The 14,942-nt window shown below is 64.1% G+C and carries 11 protein-coding genes; 2 read left to right on the top strand and 9 right to left on the bottom strand.

What is annotated here, in order from left to right; translation table 11 throughout:
• The first annotated feature begins 158 nt into the window (after nucleotides 1–158).
• Complete coding sequence (locus ABEG21_RS14765; RefSeq protein WP_347555251.1) at nucleotides 159–1,274, top strand: MBL fold metallo-hydrolase; 1,116 nt, start codon at nucleotides 159–161, stop codon at nucleotides 1,272–1,274.
• Nucleotides 1,275–1,421: 147 nt separating this feature from the next.
• Here ABEG21_RS14765 and ABEG21_RS14760 read toward each other — a convergent pair whose 3' ends face one another.
• From ABEG21_RS14760 to argS, 5 genes are all read right to left on the bottom strand, one after another.
• A complete protein-coding gene (locus ABEG21_RS14760; protein ID WP_347555250.1) occupies nucleotides 1,422–3,023 on the bottom strand; it encodes an ABC transporter substrate-binding protein in 1,602 nt (533 codons plus the stop codon).
• 184 nt (nucleotides 3,024–3,207) lie between these two features.
• Nucleotides 3,208–4,212 (bottom strand): SDR family oxidoreductase, encoded by a 1,005-nt coding sequence (locus ABEG21_RS14755; protein WP_347555249.1) that lies wholly within the window; start codon nucleotides 4,210–4,212, stop codon nucleotides 3,208–3,210.
• Nucleotides 4,213–4,279: 67 nt separating this feature from the next.
• Nucleotides 4,280–4,915, bottom strand: a complete 636-nt coding sequence (locus ABEG21_RS14750; protein ID WP_347555248.1) for a thiol:disulfide interchange protein DsbA/DsbL — start codon at nucleotides 4,913–4,915, stop codon at nucleotides 4,280–4,282.
• A gap of 198 nt (nucleotides 4,916–5,113) precedes the next feature.
• Nucleotides 5,114–5,815 (bottom strand): SPOR domain-containing protein, encoded by a 702-nt coding sequence (locus ABEG21_RS14745; protein ID WP_347555247.1) that lies wholly within the window; start codon nucleotides 5,813–5,815, stop codon nucleotides 5,114–5,116.
• Nucleotides 5,816–5,896: 81 nt separating this feature from the next.
• Nucleotides 5,897–7,726 carry an arginine--tRNA ligase gene (gene argS, locus ABEG21_RS14740; protein WP_347555246.1) on the bottom strand — a complete coding sequence of 610 codons (1,830 nt, stop codon included), beginning with the start codon at nucleotides 7,724–7,726 and terminating at the stop codon, nucleotides 5,897–5,899.
• A 281-nt stretch (nucleotides 7,727–8,007) separates the two neighbouring features.
• Here argS and ABEG21_RS14735 point away from each other — a divergent pair, with 281 nt between their 5' ends.
• Nucleotides 8,008–8,331, top strand: coding sequence for a DUF1840 domain-containing protein (locus ABEG21_RS14735; RefSeq protein WP_347555245.1), 324 nt, complete (start codon nucleotides 8,008–8,010; stop codon nucleotides 8,329–8,331).
• 78 nt (nucleotides 8,332–8,409) lie between these two features.
• On the opposite strand, the gene metH is transcribed toward ABEG21_RS14735, so the two are convergent.
• The 4 genes from metH to ABEG21_RS14715 form a co-directional block, all read right to left on the bottom strand.
• Nucleotides 8,410–11,145 (bottom strand): methionine synthase, encoded by a 2,736-nt coding sequence (metH, locus tag ABEG21_RS14730; protein WP_347555244.1) that lies wholly within the window; start codon nucleotides 11,143–11,145, stop codon nucleotides 8,410–8,412.
• A 92-nt stretch (nucleotides 11,146–11,237) separates the two neighbouring features.
• Nucleotides 11,238–12,347: a homocysteine S-methyltransferase family protein gene (locus ABEG21_RS14725; protein WP_347555243.1), complete on the bottom strand. Its 1,110-nt coding sequence runs from the start codon at nucleotides 12,345–12,347 to the stop codon at nucleotides 11,238–11,240.
• Nucleotides 12,348–12,629: 282 nt separating this feature from the next.
• A complete protein-coding gene (locus tag ABEG21_RS14720; RefSeq protein WP_347555242.1) occupies nucleotides 12,630–12,884 on the bottom strand; it encodes a DUF3567 domain-containing protein in 255 nt (84 codons plus the stop codon).
• Nucleotides 12,885–13,274: 390 nt separating this feature from the next.
• Nucleotides 13,275–14,885, bottom strand: coding sequence for a DUF3108 domain-containing protein (locus ABEG21_RS14715; protein ID WP_347555241.1), 1,611 nt, complete (start codon nucleotides 14,883–14,885; stop codon nucleotides 13,275–13,277).
• Nucleotides 14,886–14,942: the final 57 nt, after the last annotated feature.

Raw genomic sequence — 14,942 nt, 5'->3', positions numbered from 1 at the left:
AGTGTTAAGGGTAGGGCGTCGACAAATTGTAACGTCATTGGAGACGCTTGCCGATGGCCGCGGGACCGGTCCGATAGACGTCCCGGGCACCGGTCGTTCGGCGGGGCGGCCGGCTTCATCGTCTACAATGCCACAGCAACCTCACACTTCCCTGACGAATGAAACCCAGCGAACGCGAACTAGACTATTGTTTTGGCGATACGCTGCCGGCACCCGGCACGGCTTTCGCGGTGGCACCCGGCATCCATTGGGTTCGGATGCCGCTGCCTTTTGCGCTGGACCATATCAATCTCTGGGTCATCGCCGACCCCTTCGATCCGCGCGATGGTAGGGCGCGCGACGAGGGCGCGACGGACGCCGCGCCGGGCTGGACGATCATCGATGCCGGTATCGGCGGTAACGTCACGCAGGGCTATTGGGAAAGCATTTTCGACAGCCTGCTCGATGGCAAGCCGGTCCACCGCGTGCTGTGCACCCATTTCCATCCGGACCATTTCGGCTCGGCGGACTGGCTCTGCGAGGGCGGGGCCAAGGCGCGCTGGCAAGCACGGCTGTGGATGACGGTGGGCGAATATGCGACGGGCCGTTTGTTGGCGCAGACCGACACCAGCACCGGCAGCGGCGGCGTGGCGGCGGCCGACCATATGCGTCGCCACGGTTTCGACGACGCGGTGGCGCTCGAACAGATTGCGCACCGCGCGGCCTATTATCCGACGCTGGTACCTTCGGTGCCGCCGCGATTCCGTCGCATCCGGGAACACGAGCAGGTCCTGATGAATGGCGTTGATTGGCGCGTGATCATCGGCCAGGGGCATTCCCCCGAGCACGCGGCCTTGTACAGCGATCGGCGCAATATCCTGATTGCCGGAGATATGGTGTTGCCGCGCATCTCGACCAATGTGTCGGTGTTCGATACGGAGCCGGAAGGCGATCCGCTCGGCGACTTCCTGACGTCGCTGACACGCTACGATGATCTGCCGGCCGATACCCTCGTACTGCCGTCGCACGGCAAGCCGTTTCGCGGTCTGCATCCGCGTCTGCGACAACTGCGCGAGCATCATAAGGCGCGCCTGGAAGAAGTCGTGCAGGCCTGCGCGGAGGCGCCGCGCAGTGCCGCCGATATCGTGCCGATCATGTTCCCACGGGAATTGGACACGCACCAGATGACCTTCGCGCTGGGGGAGGCGCTGGCCCATTTGCACTATCTGTGGCTGCGCGGCGAATTGCGTCGCGATGTGGATGCGAACGACGTCTATCGTTTCACGACAGGCTAGAGCCGCAAGCGATACGGGCGCCGGCGAGCGGCGCCTGAAGGGAAAATCACCAACCAGGGAAAATCACCAACCAATCAGCACCGGAGGCAAACCCCGGCGCTGGTCTCGGGCAGCGATGCGGCGTTTCGCGCGCATCGCTGCGACGGATCAGTTCACGCTGACCGTATCGAAGTGCACGCGACCGAAGGGGCTGACCTGATAGCCGCTGACATCGCTGCGGGTGATGGCCGATGCCACCGGATGGCCGAGCGGGATCCACAGTGCTTCGTCGTGGATCTTTTTCTGTGCGTCGACATACAGCTTGGTGCGAGCGGCGAGGTTATCGGTCTTCTTCGCGTCGGCGATATCCTTCTCCAACCCGGCATCGCAGTAGCGGGCGAAGTTGATGCCCGACTGCACCGAGGCGCAACCGAACTGCGGCGTCAGGAAGTTATCCGGATCGCCGTTATCGCCAGCCCAGCCCATGAACAGCAGATCGTGCTGACCTTGCTTGGCGTCACGGATCAGCTCACCCCATTCCACCACCTTGACCTCGGCCTTCACGCCGATCTTTGCCAGATCGGCCTGCAGCAGTTCCGCGCCTACCTTCGGGTTCGGGTTCAGCACGCTGCCGGTGGGGCGCGTCCAGATCGTCGTCGAAAAGCCGTTCGGATAACCCGCTTCGGCGAGCAACTGCTTGGCCTTCGCGATGTCATGCGGATAGGCCTTCAGCTGCTTGTCATAGCTCCACGTGTTCGGCGGATAGGGACCGACAGCCGGCGTGGCCGTATCGTCGAAAACGGTCTTCAGATAGGTCGGGCGATCGAAGGCCATGTTCAACGCTTGCCGCACCTTCGGATTGTCCAGCGGCTTATGCTGCGTGTTCAATGCAACGAAAGCGGTCATGAAGGCCGGCGTCTGCACCACTTTCAGCGCGTGGTCCTTGGCGGCGTCCTGCACATCCTGCGGCTTCGGCGACAGCGCGATCTGACATTCGCCCGCCTTGACCTTCTGCGCGCGCACCGCGGCGTCCGGCGTGATCGAATAGATCAGGCGGTCGATCTTCGGCTTCGTGCCCCAGTACGACTTGTTCACGTCGTAACGGATCACCGCGTCCTTCGTGTAGTTGCGCAACTGGAACGGGCCGGTACCCACCGGCTTCTCGTTCATCTGCGCCGTCTGATTGGCCTTCAGCAACTGGTCCGCATATTCGGCGGAATAGATCGAGGCGAAGCCCATCGTCAGCACCGACAGGAATACGGCGTCCGGTTGGTTCAAGGTAAAGCGCACCGTATGGTCGTCGACCTTGTCGACGGACTTGACCAGCTTATCCAGGCCCATCGAGTGCGCATGCGGGAAACCGCTGGCGCCGGCGACCTTGTGCCAAGGATTGCTGTCGTCGAGCATCCGGGTAAAGGAGAAGACGACGTCGTCGGCATCGAATGCGCGCGTCGGTTTGAACCAATCGGTGGTCTGGAAGGCGACGTTCGACCGCAGATGGAAGGTATAGGTCAGTCCATCCGCGCTCACGTTCCAACTGGTGGCGAGCGCCGGCACCACCTTGTGCTGCGTTTCATCGTATTTGACCAGCCCGTCGAAAACCACGTCCGCCGATGCGTTCGTGGTGGTCAATGCATTGAACTGGACGACATCGAAGCCGTCGGGACTGGCTTCCGTACAGACGGTCAGCGGTTTCGCCGATGCCGCCGCAGGCAGGATCAACGCAGCGGCCAGCAATGCGGCGGGCGCGGCATACGAGAAAAAACGCATACAGACTCCAGGCGGGTAGATAAACGTAACAGTATTCAACCGGACCCGTTTTCGATGCGGCGTGACGCCCCTGCATCGTGCCTCGGCGCGATCGTCAAAACGATACTTGCGCTGGCAATACGGGATTCTCGGAGCTTATTGTCTTACGATTTTATCCATACCGTGAAAGATTATCTCCTTCGGTCTAATGTCCTGGCGGTGGATTGGACGGCGGTGTGGCGGCGGGCGATGCGTCCGTCGAGCCAGTCGAACAGGTCGACGACGCCGCGCCGGGTGGTGCGGGCGGCCGTGGCTGACGGGGTTTGTGCGGGGCGCGGGCGAACAGCGCGTCATAAAGCCAGCGCGGCATGACGTGCAGGATCATCGCCACCAAGCGCATCGGCCAGGGCAGAACGGTGAAGCGGCGCTTTGCAAGCATCGCGTCGACGGCGCCGCGAGCAAAGGCGTCCGGCGCCATCAGAAACGGCATCGGATAGGGATTGCCGTCGGTCATCGGCGTCCGGATATAGCCGGGCGCGATCGTCACCACCGCCACGCCGGCCCGTCGGCACTCGACGCGCAGACTTTCCAGATAGCGTAGGGCCGCCGCCTTCGACGCACTGTAGGCGCCGGCGCCCGGTAAACCGCGCACGCCGGCGACGCTGGCAATGCCGACGAGTGTGCCCTTGCGCGCCAGCCGCATCTTGCTGACGAACGGCTCGAACGTCGCCACCATGCCGAGATAGTTGACGGCCATCACGCGGGCGAACGCATCCAGGTCTCCCATCCCGGTAATCGATCCCTGGCTGATGCCGGCGTTGGCGATGACGAGGTCCGGCAGGCCGAAGCGGGCGATGAAGTCGTCGGCGGCATTCCGTAGTGCCTCGGTGTCCGTCACGTCGAGCACATAGGGCACGACCTGGACGTGCGGATGCGCCTGTGCGAACGCGTCGAGGAGGTCGGCACGACGCGCGACGAGGGCAAGCACCGTTGTCGCGTCAGCCCGGAGGGGGGGAGACGATGGCGTGGCAAACGAGGGAGATGAAGCAGACGAAGCGGCGGCAGCGGTCGGTGAGGCCGACACGGATGCATGCGCGGAAGGGTCGCGCGATACGGCGGGAGCGATGGGTGCAGCGTGGGCGCGGCGAGCGAATTCCTCGGCCAGCGCCCATCCCAACCCGCTCGAAGCGCCGGTGAGGAAGACTTTCATGGGCTAGCGGATCCAGTGAAACGATCCGCGCAAGCTTACCCTTTTCCGAGCAGGTCAGACCGGATGATTACAGCTTCTTTGCACGGATCTGCGCGTCGATCCAATCCATCACCTTGATCGTGCCGTTGAGGCTTTGGGTCTGGGCCGGCGACGTCACGTACTTGCCTTGGATCACGACGGTCGGCACGCCATCGATCTGGTAGTTGTTCATCATGTCCGTGTCACGCTTCAGCGCCGACTGGACCGAGAACGAGTTGTACGTGGCCAGATACTTCTTCGGGTCCACGCCCTGCGTCGCCAGGAACTTCGCCTGCGTTTCCGGCGTCAGCAGATAGTCCTTCTTCACGTGGATCTCGTTGAAGATCTTCGGCGTCAGATCCGGCTCGACGCCCATCGCGACCAGGGTGTGGTACATCAACGAGTGCGGCTTGAACTGATCGCTGAAGGCCACCGGGATACGCTTGAAGACAACGTCGTCGCCCTTCGCCTTCGCCCACTTCTCGATTTCCGGTTCGAATGCGAAGCAATGCGGGCAGCCGTACCAGAAGAATTCAGTGACTTCGATCTTGCCGGCAGGCACATCCACGGGCTGCGGCTTGGACAGTACCGAGTAGTCCTTGTTCAGCACCGGGGTGTCCGCTGCATGCGCGGCAGTGGCGATCAGCCCGACCGACAGAAACAACGCGCCAAGAAGTCTTTTCATCTGAGTCCAGTTCCAAGTTCATGAAGGAAAGGCGACGTCCGTCCCGGACGGGCCGTCAATGCGATGTCGGCGAGTATAGCCAGCGACGCTTAAACGTGCCTGAAACCGCCTTGTACGCTGCGCGCAAGGGCGGACCCGGGACAATCGCTCCACGGCAGCACACGCCGCCAAGGCCGCCGATATCGGCGGCCGGCGTGATTACTGCGCGCTGAAACGGAAGACCGTCGTGTCGAAACCCTGATTCGTCAGCGCGTGGCGGACCTTGTTCGCCTGATCCAGCGTCGAGAACGGACCCACACGCACACGGTAGTAGGTCGTCGATCCACTGACGCCCTTTGATACCGATGCTTCCTGTCCGAGCATCGCCAGATTGGCGCGTTGCTGCTGCGCGGCATCGGCGGTGCGATAGGCGCCTACCTGGAGCATATAACCGGATCCCGGCTGCGCGGGCGTGGCCGATTGCTGTGGCGTGGCGGGCTGCGATGGGGTGGCCGGTGTCGCTGGCGTGGCGGGTGTCGCGGGCTTCGGCGGCTCGCTACCCCAGACGGTCGGCGACTGCTGCGTGGGCGCCGGGCCGGCCGGCGCGGAGGCGGGCGCCGACGGCGAGTTCGGCATTTCGACGATCTTCGGCTCGTCCAGCAGGCCCGTCGACGGGTTGGCCGGTTGGCCCGGTGCCGTATTGGGCGGTGTCGGTTCGGCTGCCGACGGTGTCGGGGCCGTCGCGCTGGCGCCTTGCGCCGGCTGGTTCTTTGCCACGAACGGCGTGGGCGAGCGCGTGATGTAGAGCGCGACCACCACGGCGATCGCCAGACCCACGATCAGACCCAGTATGACGCCCAGGAGAGTGCCGCCGTGCTGCTTGGTCGTTTTCGAGGACGACCGACGTTGCTTGCTTGCCATCTGATATCCCTACAGTGTTGAGCTGGCGGGCCGCTGTACCAAAACGCGCGTGGCGTCGGGACAGCGACTCACCCCGTTCGATTACATCTTCTGCGGTGCCGATACGCCGAGCACCGCGAGGCCCTTGGCCAGAACCGTGCGCGTTGCCGCGAGCAGCGCCAGACGCGCGTGTTTCACCGTCACATCGTCCACCAGCACGCGATCCGTGTTGTAGAACGAATGGAAATCGCCGGCGAGGTCGCGCAGGTAGAAAGCCAGCGCGTGCGGCGCCAGGTCTGCCGCGGCTCGGCTCAGCATATCCGGATATTCGGCCAGGCGTTGCAGCAGATCCTTCGCGCGGTCGCTGTTCAACGGCGCCAGATCGGCCGGCGACAATGCGCTCAAGGCCGCCAGATCGCCGCCGGACTCGGTCCATGTCGTCAGGATCGAGCTGATCCGGGCGTGCGCGTACTGCACGTAATACACCGGGTTCTCGTCATTCTGCTTCAGCGCGAGGTCCACGTCGAATACGAATTCGGTGTCCGCCTTGCGCGAGATCAAGAAGAAGCGGACCGCATCGCGGCCGCGACGGATCACGTCCGCGTCCGTCGTGATGCCGGCGCCGCTCTTGTCGGCGTCGATGCTGACGCCGCCCGACCATTCGATCAGGTCGCGCACGGTCACATAGCTGCCCGCGCGTTTCGAGATCTTCACTTCCTGGCCGTTGCGCATCACGGTGACCATCTTGTGCAGCACATAGTCCGGATAGCCTTGCGGGATGCCGATCGACAGCGCCTGCAGGCCGGCCCGGACGCGTGCGATCGTGCCGTGGTGATCCGAGCCCTGGATATTGATGACCTTCGTGAATCCGCGCTCCCACTTTGCTTCGTGATAGGCGACGTCGGGCAGGAAGTAAGTGTACGTGCCGTCGGTCTTGCGCATCACGCGGTCTTTGTCGTCGCCGTAGTCGGTCGTGCGCAGCCACAGCGCGTCGCCTTCCTCGAACGTCTTGCCGCTGTCGATCAGGCGCTTCACCGTGCGGTCGACACGGCCGTCCGCGTACAGCGACGATTCGAGGTAGTAGTGGTTGAACGAGACGCCGAACGCCTGCAGATCGATGTCCTGCTCATGGCGCAGATAGGCCACGGCAAAACGACGAATCGCGTCCAGGTTGTCGATCTCGCCAACACCCTTGACCGGCTCGCCGTCCTTGGCCGCCACGGTGGCGCCGGCCAGATAGTCGCGCGCGATATCGCCGATATAGTCGCCGTTGTACGCCGACTCCGGCCACTCGGCATCGCCCGGCTTGAAGCCGCGGGCGCGTGCCTGCACCGACAGCGCCAACGTTTGAATCTGCACGCCGGCGTCGTTGTAGTAGAACTCGCGCCAGACATCCCAGCCCTGCGTTTGCATCAGATTCGCCAGCGCATCGCCCAGTGCGGCCTGACGACCATGGCCCACGTGCAGCGGCCCGGTCGGATTCGCCGAAACGAATTCGAGCAGCACGTGCTCGCCGGCGTGCGCGCCGCTGTTGCCGAACGTGTCCGGCGCCTGCAGGACGGCGGTCACCACGGCCTGACGTGCGCTGTCGGCCAGACGGAAATTAATGAAGCCCGGGCCGGCGACGTCGGCGCTGCTCAGCAGCTCGGCCGCGCGCGGGTCCGCCATGACCGCGGCGACGATCCGTTCGGCCAGTTGCCGGGGATTGCTGCGCAAGGGCTTGGCGATCTGCATCGCCACATTGCAGGCGACATCGCCATGTGCCGCCGATTTCGGTCGTTCGAGCACGATGGCCGGGGCCTGGAAGGCGACAGCAGCGCCTTCCGTACCGTCGGCGGCCGCTGCGGCAGCGGCATGGGCGGCGTCGGTGCCGACGCTCGTCGTCGCTTGCGACAGCATGTTTTGAAGCAGAAGTGAGTGTTCGGGCAACATTGTTCGAGTCCTGTGAAGCCGGGCAGCGCGGAGCGTTTTACGGCATTCGCGTTACGGAATATAACGGCGGGCGGGCGGTTCCCGACCTCGCGGGCGCAACGTTTACGTAACGGTTACGGCAAAGACAGCGCTTGGATGCGAGATTTTAGCAGGTGCTATGATGGGTTCCAGGCGCTTCCTGTTCAAGGATGCCGGGGGCGGGATCAACCATGGTCTGAAAAGGCATGGACCAAGGACAGGAAAGCGGTAGTCGAGAAAAGAAAGAATGATGGAGATGAACCATGTTGATAGCTTTCAAATCCCCTGCAGCGCCGGAATTGCTGATGACCGAAACGCTGGCGCAGTATCTGGTCGGTCTGCTCGGTAAGCCTTTGGGCGTACGCGGCGTCATCCACCATGACGAAATGGAAAACGCCATCACGCGCCTGGAATCGGCGATTGCCGTCGACAAGGCCAAGCATGCTGCGCATGAATCGCACTACGCCACGGCGAGCGGCGATCCGCTGCATCACGACGCGGTCCACCTCGCGCAGCGCGCGTTTCCGCTGCTGGACATGATGCGCCACGCGCAGAAGCAAAAAGCCGATATCCTCTGGGGTGTCTGAAGTGTCTGAAAAAAAAGCGGCCTGCGGGCCGCTTTTTTTTATCGCAGTCACCGCAAGCGTCGCGCGATCCGGCGCGGCTTAAGGCAGCAGCGGCGCCAACGCGCGTCGCGCGTCGATATCGGACAGGCCCATGCGCGCGGCAAAGTCGGCCACTTGATCTTCGCCGATCTTGCCCACCGAGAAATACGTGCTCTCCGGATGGGCCAGATAGAAACCGGACACGCTTGCCGCCGGCAGCATGGCCAGCGATTCCGTTAGGCTCATGCCGATGTCCTCGCAATGCATGACGTCGAACATCGCGCGTTTCACCAGGTGGTCCGGGCAGGCCGGATAGCCGGGTGCCGGACGGATCCCTTGATACTTCTCACGGATCAGGTCGTCGTTCGACAGCGTTTCCTGCGCGGCATAGCCCCACAACTCCTTCCGTACGCGCTCGTGCAGATGCTCCGCGAACGCTTCAGCGAAGCGGTCGGCGAGGGCTTTCAACATGATGCTGCTGTAGTCGTCGTGCGCCGCCTCGAATGCTTTCTCGCGCGCCTCAACGCCCAATCCCGCCGTCACCGCGAACAGGCCGATATAGTCGGCCTTGCCGCTGTCCTTCGGCGCGATGAAGTCTGCCAGGCAGCGATTGGGGCGACGTACGCCGTCGACGACAGGCCGCTCGCTTTGCTGGCGCAGACCGCGCCAGGTCAGCGCCACTTCGGTGCGCGTCTCGTCGGTATAGATTTCGATGTCGTCGTCGTGTACGACGTTCGCCGGCAGCAGCATCACGATGCCGTTGGCCGTCAGCCAGCGGTTCTGGATGATCTTCGCCAGCATCGCCTTGCCGTCCGCCATCACCTTGCGCGCGGCGTCGCCGACCACGGCGTCGTCGAGGATCGCGGGATAGGGGCCGGCCAGATCCCAGGTCTGGAAGAAGGGACCCCAATCGATGTATTCGGCGAGCTTCGACAGGTCGTAGTTATTGATGACGCGACGGCCGATGAAGCTCGGCGTCGTCGGCGTGTACTGCGACCAATCGAGCTTGAGCCGGTTCTCGCGCGCCTGCTCCAGCGTCACCATCGGCGTCGCCTTGCGGTTCGCGTGTTGCTGGCGCACGCGCTCGTAGTCGGTTCGAAGGTTTTCGATATAAGCCTTGGCGCCTTCGTCGGACAGCAGGCTCGACGCGACCGATACCGAACGCGACGCATCGGGTACATACACCACCGGACCGTCGTAGAAAGGCGCGATCTTCACGGCAGTGTGGACGCGTGAGGTCGTCGCGCCGCCGATCAACAGCGGCGTCTGCCGGTCGCGGAAATAGTCGTCACGCTGCATCTCGGCGGCCACATAGGCCATTTCTTCCAGGCTCGGCGTGATCAGGCCGGACAGGCCGATGATATCGGCGTTCTCTTCCTTGGCCTTTTTCAGGATATCGGCGCAGGACACCATCACGCCCATATTGACCACTTCGAAGTTATTGCACTGGAGCACGACGGAGACGATGTTCTTGCCGATGTCGTGTACATCGCCCTTGACCGTCGCAATGACGATCTTGCCCTTTGCGCGAACGTCGGCGCCGCTGGCGGCCATCCGGGCTTTTTCTTCCTCGATGAAGGGGATCAGATGCGCGACGGCCTGTTTCATCACGCGCGCGGACTTCACCACCTGCGGCAGGAACATCTTGCCGGCGCCGAACAGGTCGCCAACCACATTCATGCCGTCCATCAGCGGCCCTTCGATCACCTGGATCGGACGGCCGCCGGCGTCGGCGATCTGCTGACGCGCTTCCTCGGTATCTTCGACGATGAAGGTCGTGTTGCCCTGTACCAGCGCGTACGCCAACCGCTCGGCCACCGGTTGCCGGCGCCATTCCAGGTTCTCTTCCTTCTTCGCGGCACCGCCGCCCTTGAAGCGGTCGGCGATTTCGAGCAGGCGCTCGGTGCCGTCTTCGCGTCGGTTCAACACGACGTCTTCGACGCGCTCGCGCAACTCCGGGTCCAGATTCGCGTAGACGCCCAACTGGCCGGCGTTGACGATGCCCATGTCCATGCCCGCGGCAATCGCGTGGTACAGGAACACCGTGTGGATCGCTTCACGCACCGCGTCATTGCCGCGGAACGAGAACGACACGTTCGAGACGCCGCCGCTGACCTTGGCGTAGGGCAGATTCTGCTTGATCCAACGCGTGGCTTCGATGAAGTCGACCGCGTAGTTGTTGTGCTCCTCGATGCCCGTGGCCACCGCGAAAATGTTCGGATCGAAGATGATGTCTTCCGGATCGAAACCGGCATCCTCGACCAGCACCTGATAACTGCGTGCGCAGATCTCGGTCTTGCGCGCAAAGGTGTCGGCCTGGCCCTTCTCGTCGAAGGCCATCACGACCGCGGCGGCGCCATAGCGGCGCACCAGACGGGCGTGATGCAGGAAGGCTTCCTTGCCCTCCTTCAAGGAGATCGAGTTGACGATCGGCTTGCCCTGCACGCACTTCAGGCCCGCCTCGATGACTTCCCACTTCGACGAGTCGATCATGATCGGCACCCGCGCGATGTCGGGTTCCGATGCGATCAGATTCAGAAAGCGGACCATCGCCGCCTTCGAATCCAGCATCGCCTCGTCCATATTGATGTCGATGACCTGGGCGCCGTTCTCGACCTGATGCCGCGCGACCGCGAGCGCCTCGTCGTATTGCTCGTTCAGGATCATCCGCGCGAAAGCGCGCGAGCCGGTCACATTGGTGCGTTCGCCGACGTTGACGAACAGCGCGCCGGCGCCGATGTTGAAGGGTTCGAGGCCGGACAGGCGCATCGGGCGAGCGATCGGGGTGTCGGACATACGGGTGCGGTCGGTCGTTTATCAGGTTCAGCGCGCGGCAGGGATGCCGACGCGACAGGGAATGCGTTTCAGGAGCTCAGACGAACCCAACCTCAGGCGGCGACGTCCTCGTCGCGATGCTGGTATTGCGAGGGCCAGCGTCGCGGCCCCACCTGGCTCAAGGCCTGGGCGATCGCGGCGATATGGTCCGGCGTCGTGCCGCAGCAGCCGCCGGCGATATTCACCAGACCCGATGTCGCGAACTCCTTCACGAGGCGCGACGTGACATCCGGCGTCTCGTCGAAGCCCGTGTCGCTCATCGGATTCGGCAGGCCGGCGTTCGGGTAGCAGGACACGCCGCAATCGCACAGCTTCGCCAGTTCGGCGATATACGGGCGCATCAAGGTCGCGCCCAATGCGCAATTCAGCCCGAACGTGAAAGGACGGGCATGTCGCAGCGAATTCCAGAATGCTTCGACCGTTTGGCCGGAGAGGATGCGCCCGGACGCGTCGGTCACCGTTCCCGAGATCATGATCGGCAGGCGCTCGCCGCTATCCTCGAAGAGTTGGTCCAGCGCGAACAACGCGGCCTTCGCATTTAGCGTATCGAAGATGGTCTCCACCAGGAATAGATCGGAGCCGCCCTCCATCAACGCCTTCGCCTGCTCGTAATACGACTGCCGCAGCTCCTCGAAAGAGACATTGCGCGCGCCCGGATCGTTGACATCCGGCGATATGCTGGCGGTCTTCGGCGTCGGTCCGATGGCGCCGGCGACAAAGCGCGGCTTGTCCGGCGTCGACGCCGCGTCGCACGCTTCCCGCGCCAGCTTGGCCGAGGCCAGATTCATTTCATACGCCAGCGCGTCCATCTTGTAGTCGTCCTGCGCGACGCGCGTCGCGCCGAACGTGTTCGTCTCGATAATGTCGGCGCCGGCAGCCAGGTACTGGTCGTGGATTTCGCGGATCACCTGCGGCTGCGTCAGCGACAACAATTCGTTGTTGCCTTTGACGTCCTGCGTGATATCGGCGAAACGCGTGCCCCGATAAGCGGCCTCGTCCAGCTTATAGCGCTGGATCATCGTTCCCATCGCACCGTCGAGAATTAGGATGCGCTGCGCCAGTAACGCGGGCAGTTGCGCGCCCCGCGTATAGGCGCGAACGGGCGCAATGGCAGCGGAGGGGGCCGACGCGACGGGGGAGGAAACCGTAGTGGACGAGGACATAGTGGCAGCTGGATGCGGTTCGTGGCACGGCGCGATCGCGCGCGCTGGCCCGCGTGGGCGGGAAGAGGCGACCGGGACCGGCACATTTACCAAAGACACGATTCTAGCCGATCGGCGACCTGCCGGTTCGGCTGACGCGTCCTGCAACGCCTAAACGTCATATGGCCCGCGAATGCGCGGCGCATCGATGTGCAGGCGAGGCGGGGGGAAGTGGATGCGCCGTAGACAGCCTACGGCGATGGGGCCCGGGCCCGCTGCGGCCCGGGTTGCAGGACGGTGGCCCTAGTGCAGGATGACGGGGTGCAGCATCAAGCTGTCGAAACGGCCCAGGAACTCGTCGACTTCTTCCAGAGATGGCTCCTGCTCGATCAGCTTTTGGACATGCTCGCGGAACTGCATGGCGAGAATGCCGTCGATATACCACTCACGCTGTAGATTTTTGTCGACGATCTCATAGCCGCCAGCGGTCAGGCGTGCTTCGCCTTCGGCCGCAAATTCGACGACGCAATAGTTCGGGCTGTTGTAGATCATTTGCATGGCGACACTCCAGTGAGTCCTGCTCCAGACGAACAGCCGATGTCGCGGATGCCAGGCGGTCGGGCGGGCAGGCAGGCCATGCCGTAAAACAGGCGGGAGAGCGTCGATGGCGCCGGGACGATGGCACCGCTCCTGCGGAGAAGCTCGGTATGGACAAGCGTTGCATCGTCAAACGTATCAAGGACGGCCAGCGTTTGCGTCCTTGGGCATCCGGTTCCAGATTGGCTGATTTCTCACGAATCGTAAAGTGCGCGATCACCGATGCGGGGTGCGATATGTTGCGCTCGCGCATCGGCCGATCCGTCGAGGCGTCCGGCTAGGGAACGTAGATGGGGCAGTGCCTACGGAAATCAAGCAGGCTGTTGCAAGGGGCGTGCCCGGGGGCTGACCTCAGGGGCCGTCCTGGTGCGCCGAAACCGCGGCCGTGGCGGCATCGCGGTCGTCGACGGCGTCATGCGTTGCGTCCGACGCCGCGTCGTTGCCCGCGGCGGGCGACCCAGCGGGCGACAGGCGCGCGTGAAAAACCAGCTCGATCTGCGTGCCGTTGGGTTCGGTTTGCATGATTCGCACCGGAATCCAGTTCATCGAGGGCGCGAGCCAGACGTCGATACGGCGCTTGTCGCCGGGTTTGCGGGGCAGGCGCATGAAGTGCAGCGTCGCGACCTGCCGGTTGCCGAGCAGCGTCTGATCGGGGCCGATCGTCTGAATCGGCCAGGTCTCGGCGCTGTTGCTGTCGATGACATCGAACGCCCGGGTCACGCCGGGCGTGTAGCGTGACGGGTCGGCGCGCACCAGGCTTGCAAGCTGAAAGATCATACTGAATCGATCCTGCGTGCCGGCAGCCAGCGGCACGTCGTTCGGACTCCGAGTGAACGACACATGCGGTGCGCCGCCGTCGCGGACGAATCGCGAGACCGACTCGCCGCGCCTGCCGCGTGTCTCGGTATACGTGTCCGGGGCGATGCCGTAGTCGTCGATATGGCCCTCGCTGTGATAGCTGAAGGTGCCGATAAAAGGCACCGGCATCGAGACGAGCAGCGAGTAGTGTTGGCCGTCGGTGCGCCAGTGCAGGGTGCCGCTCTGGTTTTGCGCGCCGTTGTAGAAGGTGTCGTAGACCAGGTCGCTGGACGGCATCAGCGCGAATCGCACGCCTTTCTGCGCGGCACCGGGCGTGGTGTTGCCGGGCGGTACGCCTGCCGGGGCCGGCGCGCCTCCCGGCGCACTGGCGGTGCGCGATGCGGCCGTGCCTGCTGTTGCCGCAGTGGCCGCCGCCGAGGCCGCCGCTGCGCCACGCGCGCCCTCCTGTGCGCTCGACGTTGCGCTTCCGGGCGACGCAGGCGCCGCCTGGGCGCTCGCGGACGCGGCGGTGACGCCTGCAGCCAAGGCAAGTCGTGCAGCGCTGGCTTCGATGTCCTCCGCCGATCGCGGACTGTGGGCAACGCTGGAGTCTGAGGGAGCGGCGGCCGCGGCGCCATGCGCGGGCGCACCGTCTGCATCGGCATTCACCGCATGGGCGCGGCCGGCATGCTTGCTCGGGCGTACCGGGCCGCTCGACGGGTGGGGTGCCTGGGCGCTCTGCGCAACAGCAGCGTTTTGCGGCGGGGGGGGAGCGATCAACAAAGGCTGAAACGCCTCTCTCTCGCGCGGTTTCTCGGTGTCCTCCGCAGGGTTCTCTGCGGAATGGCGCGCGTCCGCATGTTTGCCGTCGCGCGCGATTCGCGTCGTCTGGAGCAGGGCGACCACTGCGTGCGCCTTCGCGGCCGGTTCGAGGCCGTGGGACGCGCCGAGGAAGCCGGAAAGCACCGCCCCCGCGACAGCAAGATGCGCGATGGCGGCCGCCGCGATGACCATCGCCGCCCGCCGCCGTCGTCGGCGCAGGCCACGATGTAACGCGGCCCAGGCACCACGTTCGTCGTCGCGCCTCGTGGCGCGCGAGGCGGCCTTGCCGGCAGGGGGGATCGAAGGAGAAGGGGCGTCACGCATGGCCGCATTGTCGCGCATTGCGCGTTCCTATGTGCGATGCGGCGCGCGGTACCGGGCGAGTCACGTAAAATGGCG

Source organism: Robbsia sp. KACC 23696 (genome assembly GCF_039852015.1).
Lineage (GTDB): Bacteria > Pseudomonadota > Gammaproteobacteria > Burkholderiales > Burkholderiaceae > Robbsia.
The sequence above is the reverse complement of the archived record's forward strand: the minus strand, read 5'-3'. Positions and strand labels throughout refer to the sequence as shown.

Excerpts from the sequence above, each read along its gene's own strand:
- ABEG21_RS14765 (WP_347555251.1), top strand. The coding sequence starts at position 159 with ATGAAACCCAGCGAACGCGAACTAGACTATTGTTTTGGCGATACGCTG.
- ABEG21_RS14760 (WP_347555250.1), bottom strand. The coding sequence starts at position 3,023 with ATGCGTTTTTTCTCGTATGCCGCGCCCGCCGCATTGCTGGCCGCTGCG.
- ABEG21_RS14755 (WP_347555249.1), bottom strand. The coding sequence starts at position 4,212 with ATGAAAGTCTTCCTCACCGGCGCTTCGAGCGGGTTGGGATGGGCGCTG.
- ABEG21_RS14750 (WP_347555248.1), bottom strand. The coding sequence starts at position 4,915 with ATGAAAAGACTTCTTGGCGCGTTGTTTCTGTCGGTCGGGCTGATCGCC.
- ABEG21_RS14745 (WP_347555247.1), bottom strand. The coding sequence starts at position 5,815 with ATGGCAAGCAAGCAACGTCGGTCGTCCTCGAAAACGACCAAGCAGCAC.
- argS (WP_347555246.1), bottom strand. The coding sequence starts at position 7,726 with ATGTTGCCCGAACACTCACTTCTGCTTCAAAACATGCTGTCGCAAGCG.
- ABEG21_RS14735 (WP_347555245.1), top strand. The coding sequence starts at position 8,008 with ATGTTGATAGCTTTCAAATCCCCTGCAGCGCCGGAATTGCTGATGACC.
- metH (WP_347555244.1), bottom strand. The coding sequence starts at position 11,145 with ATGTCCGACACCCCGATCGCTCGCCCGATGCGCCTGTCCGGCCTCGAA.
- ABEG21_RS14725 (WP_347555243.1), bottom strand. The coding sequence starts at position 12,347 with ATGTCCTCGTCCACTACGGTTTCCTCCCCCGTCGCGTCGGCCCCCTCC.
- ABEG21_RS14720 (WP_347555242.1), bottom strand. The coding sequence starts at position 12,884 with ATGCAAATGATCTACAACAGCCCGAACTATTGCGTCGTCGAATTTGCG.
- ABEG21_RS14715 (WP_347555241.1), bottom strand. The coding sequence starts at position 14,885 with ATGCGCGACAATGCGGCCATGCGTGACGCCCCTTCTCCTTCGATCCCC.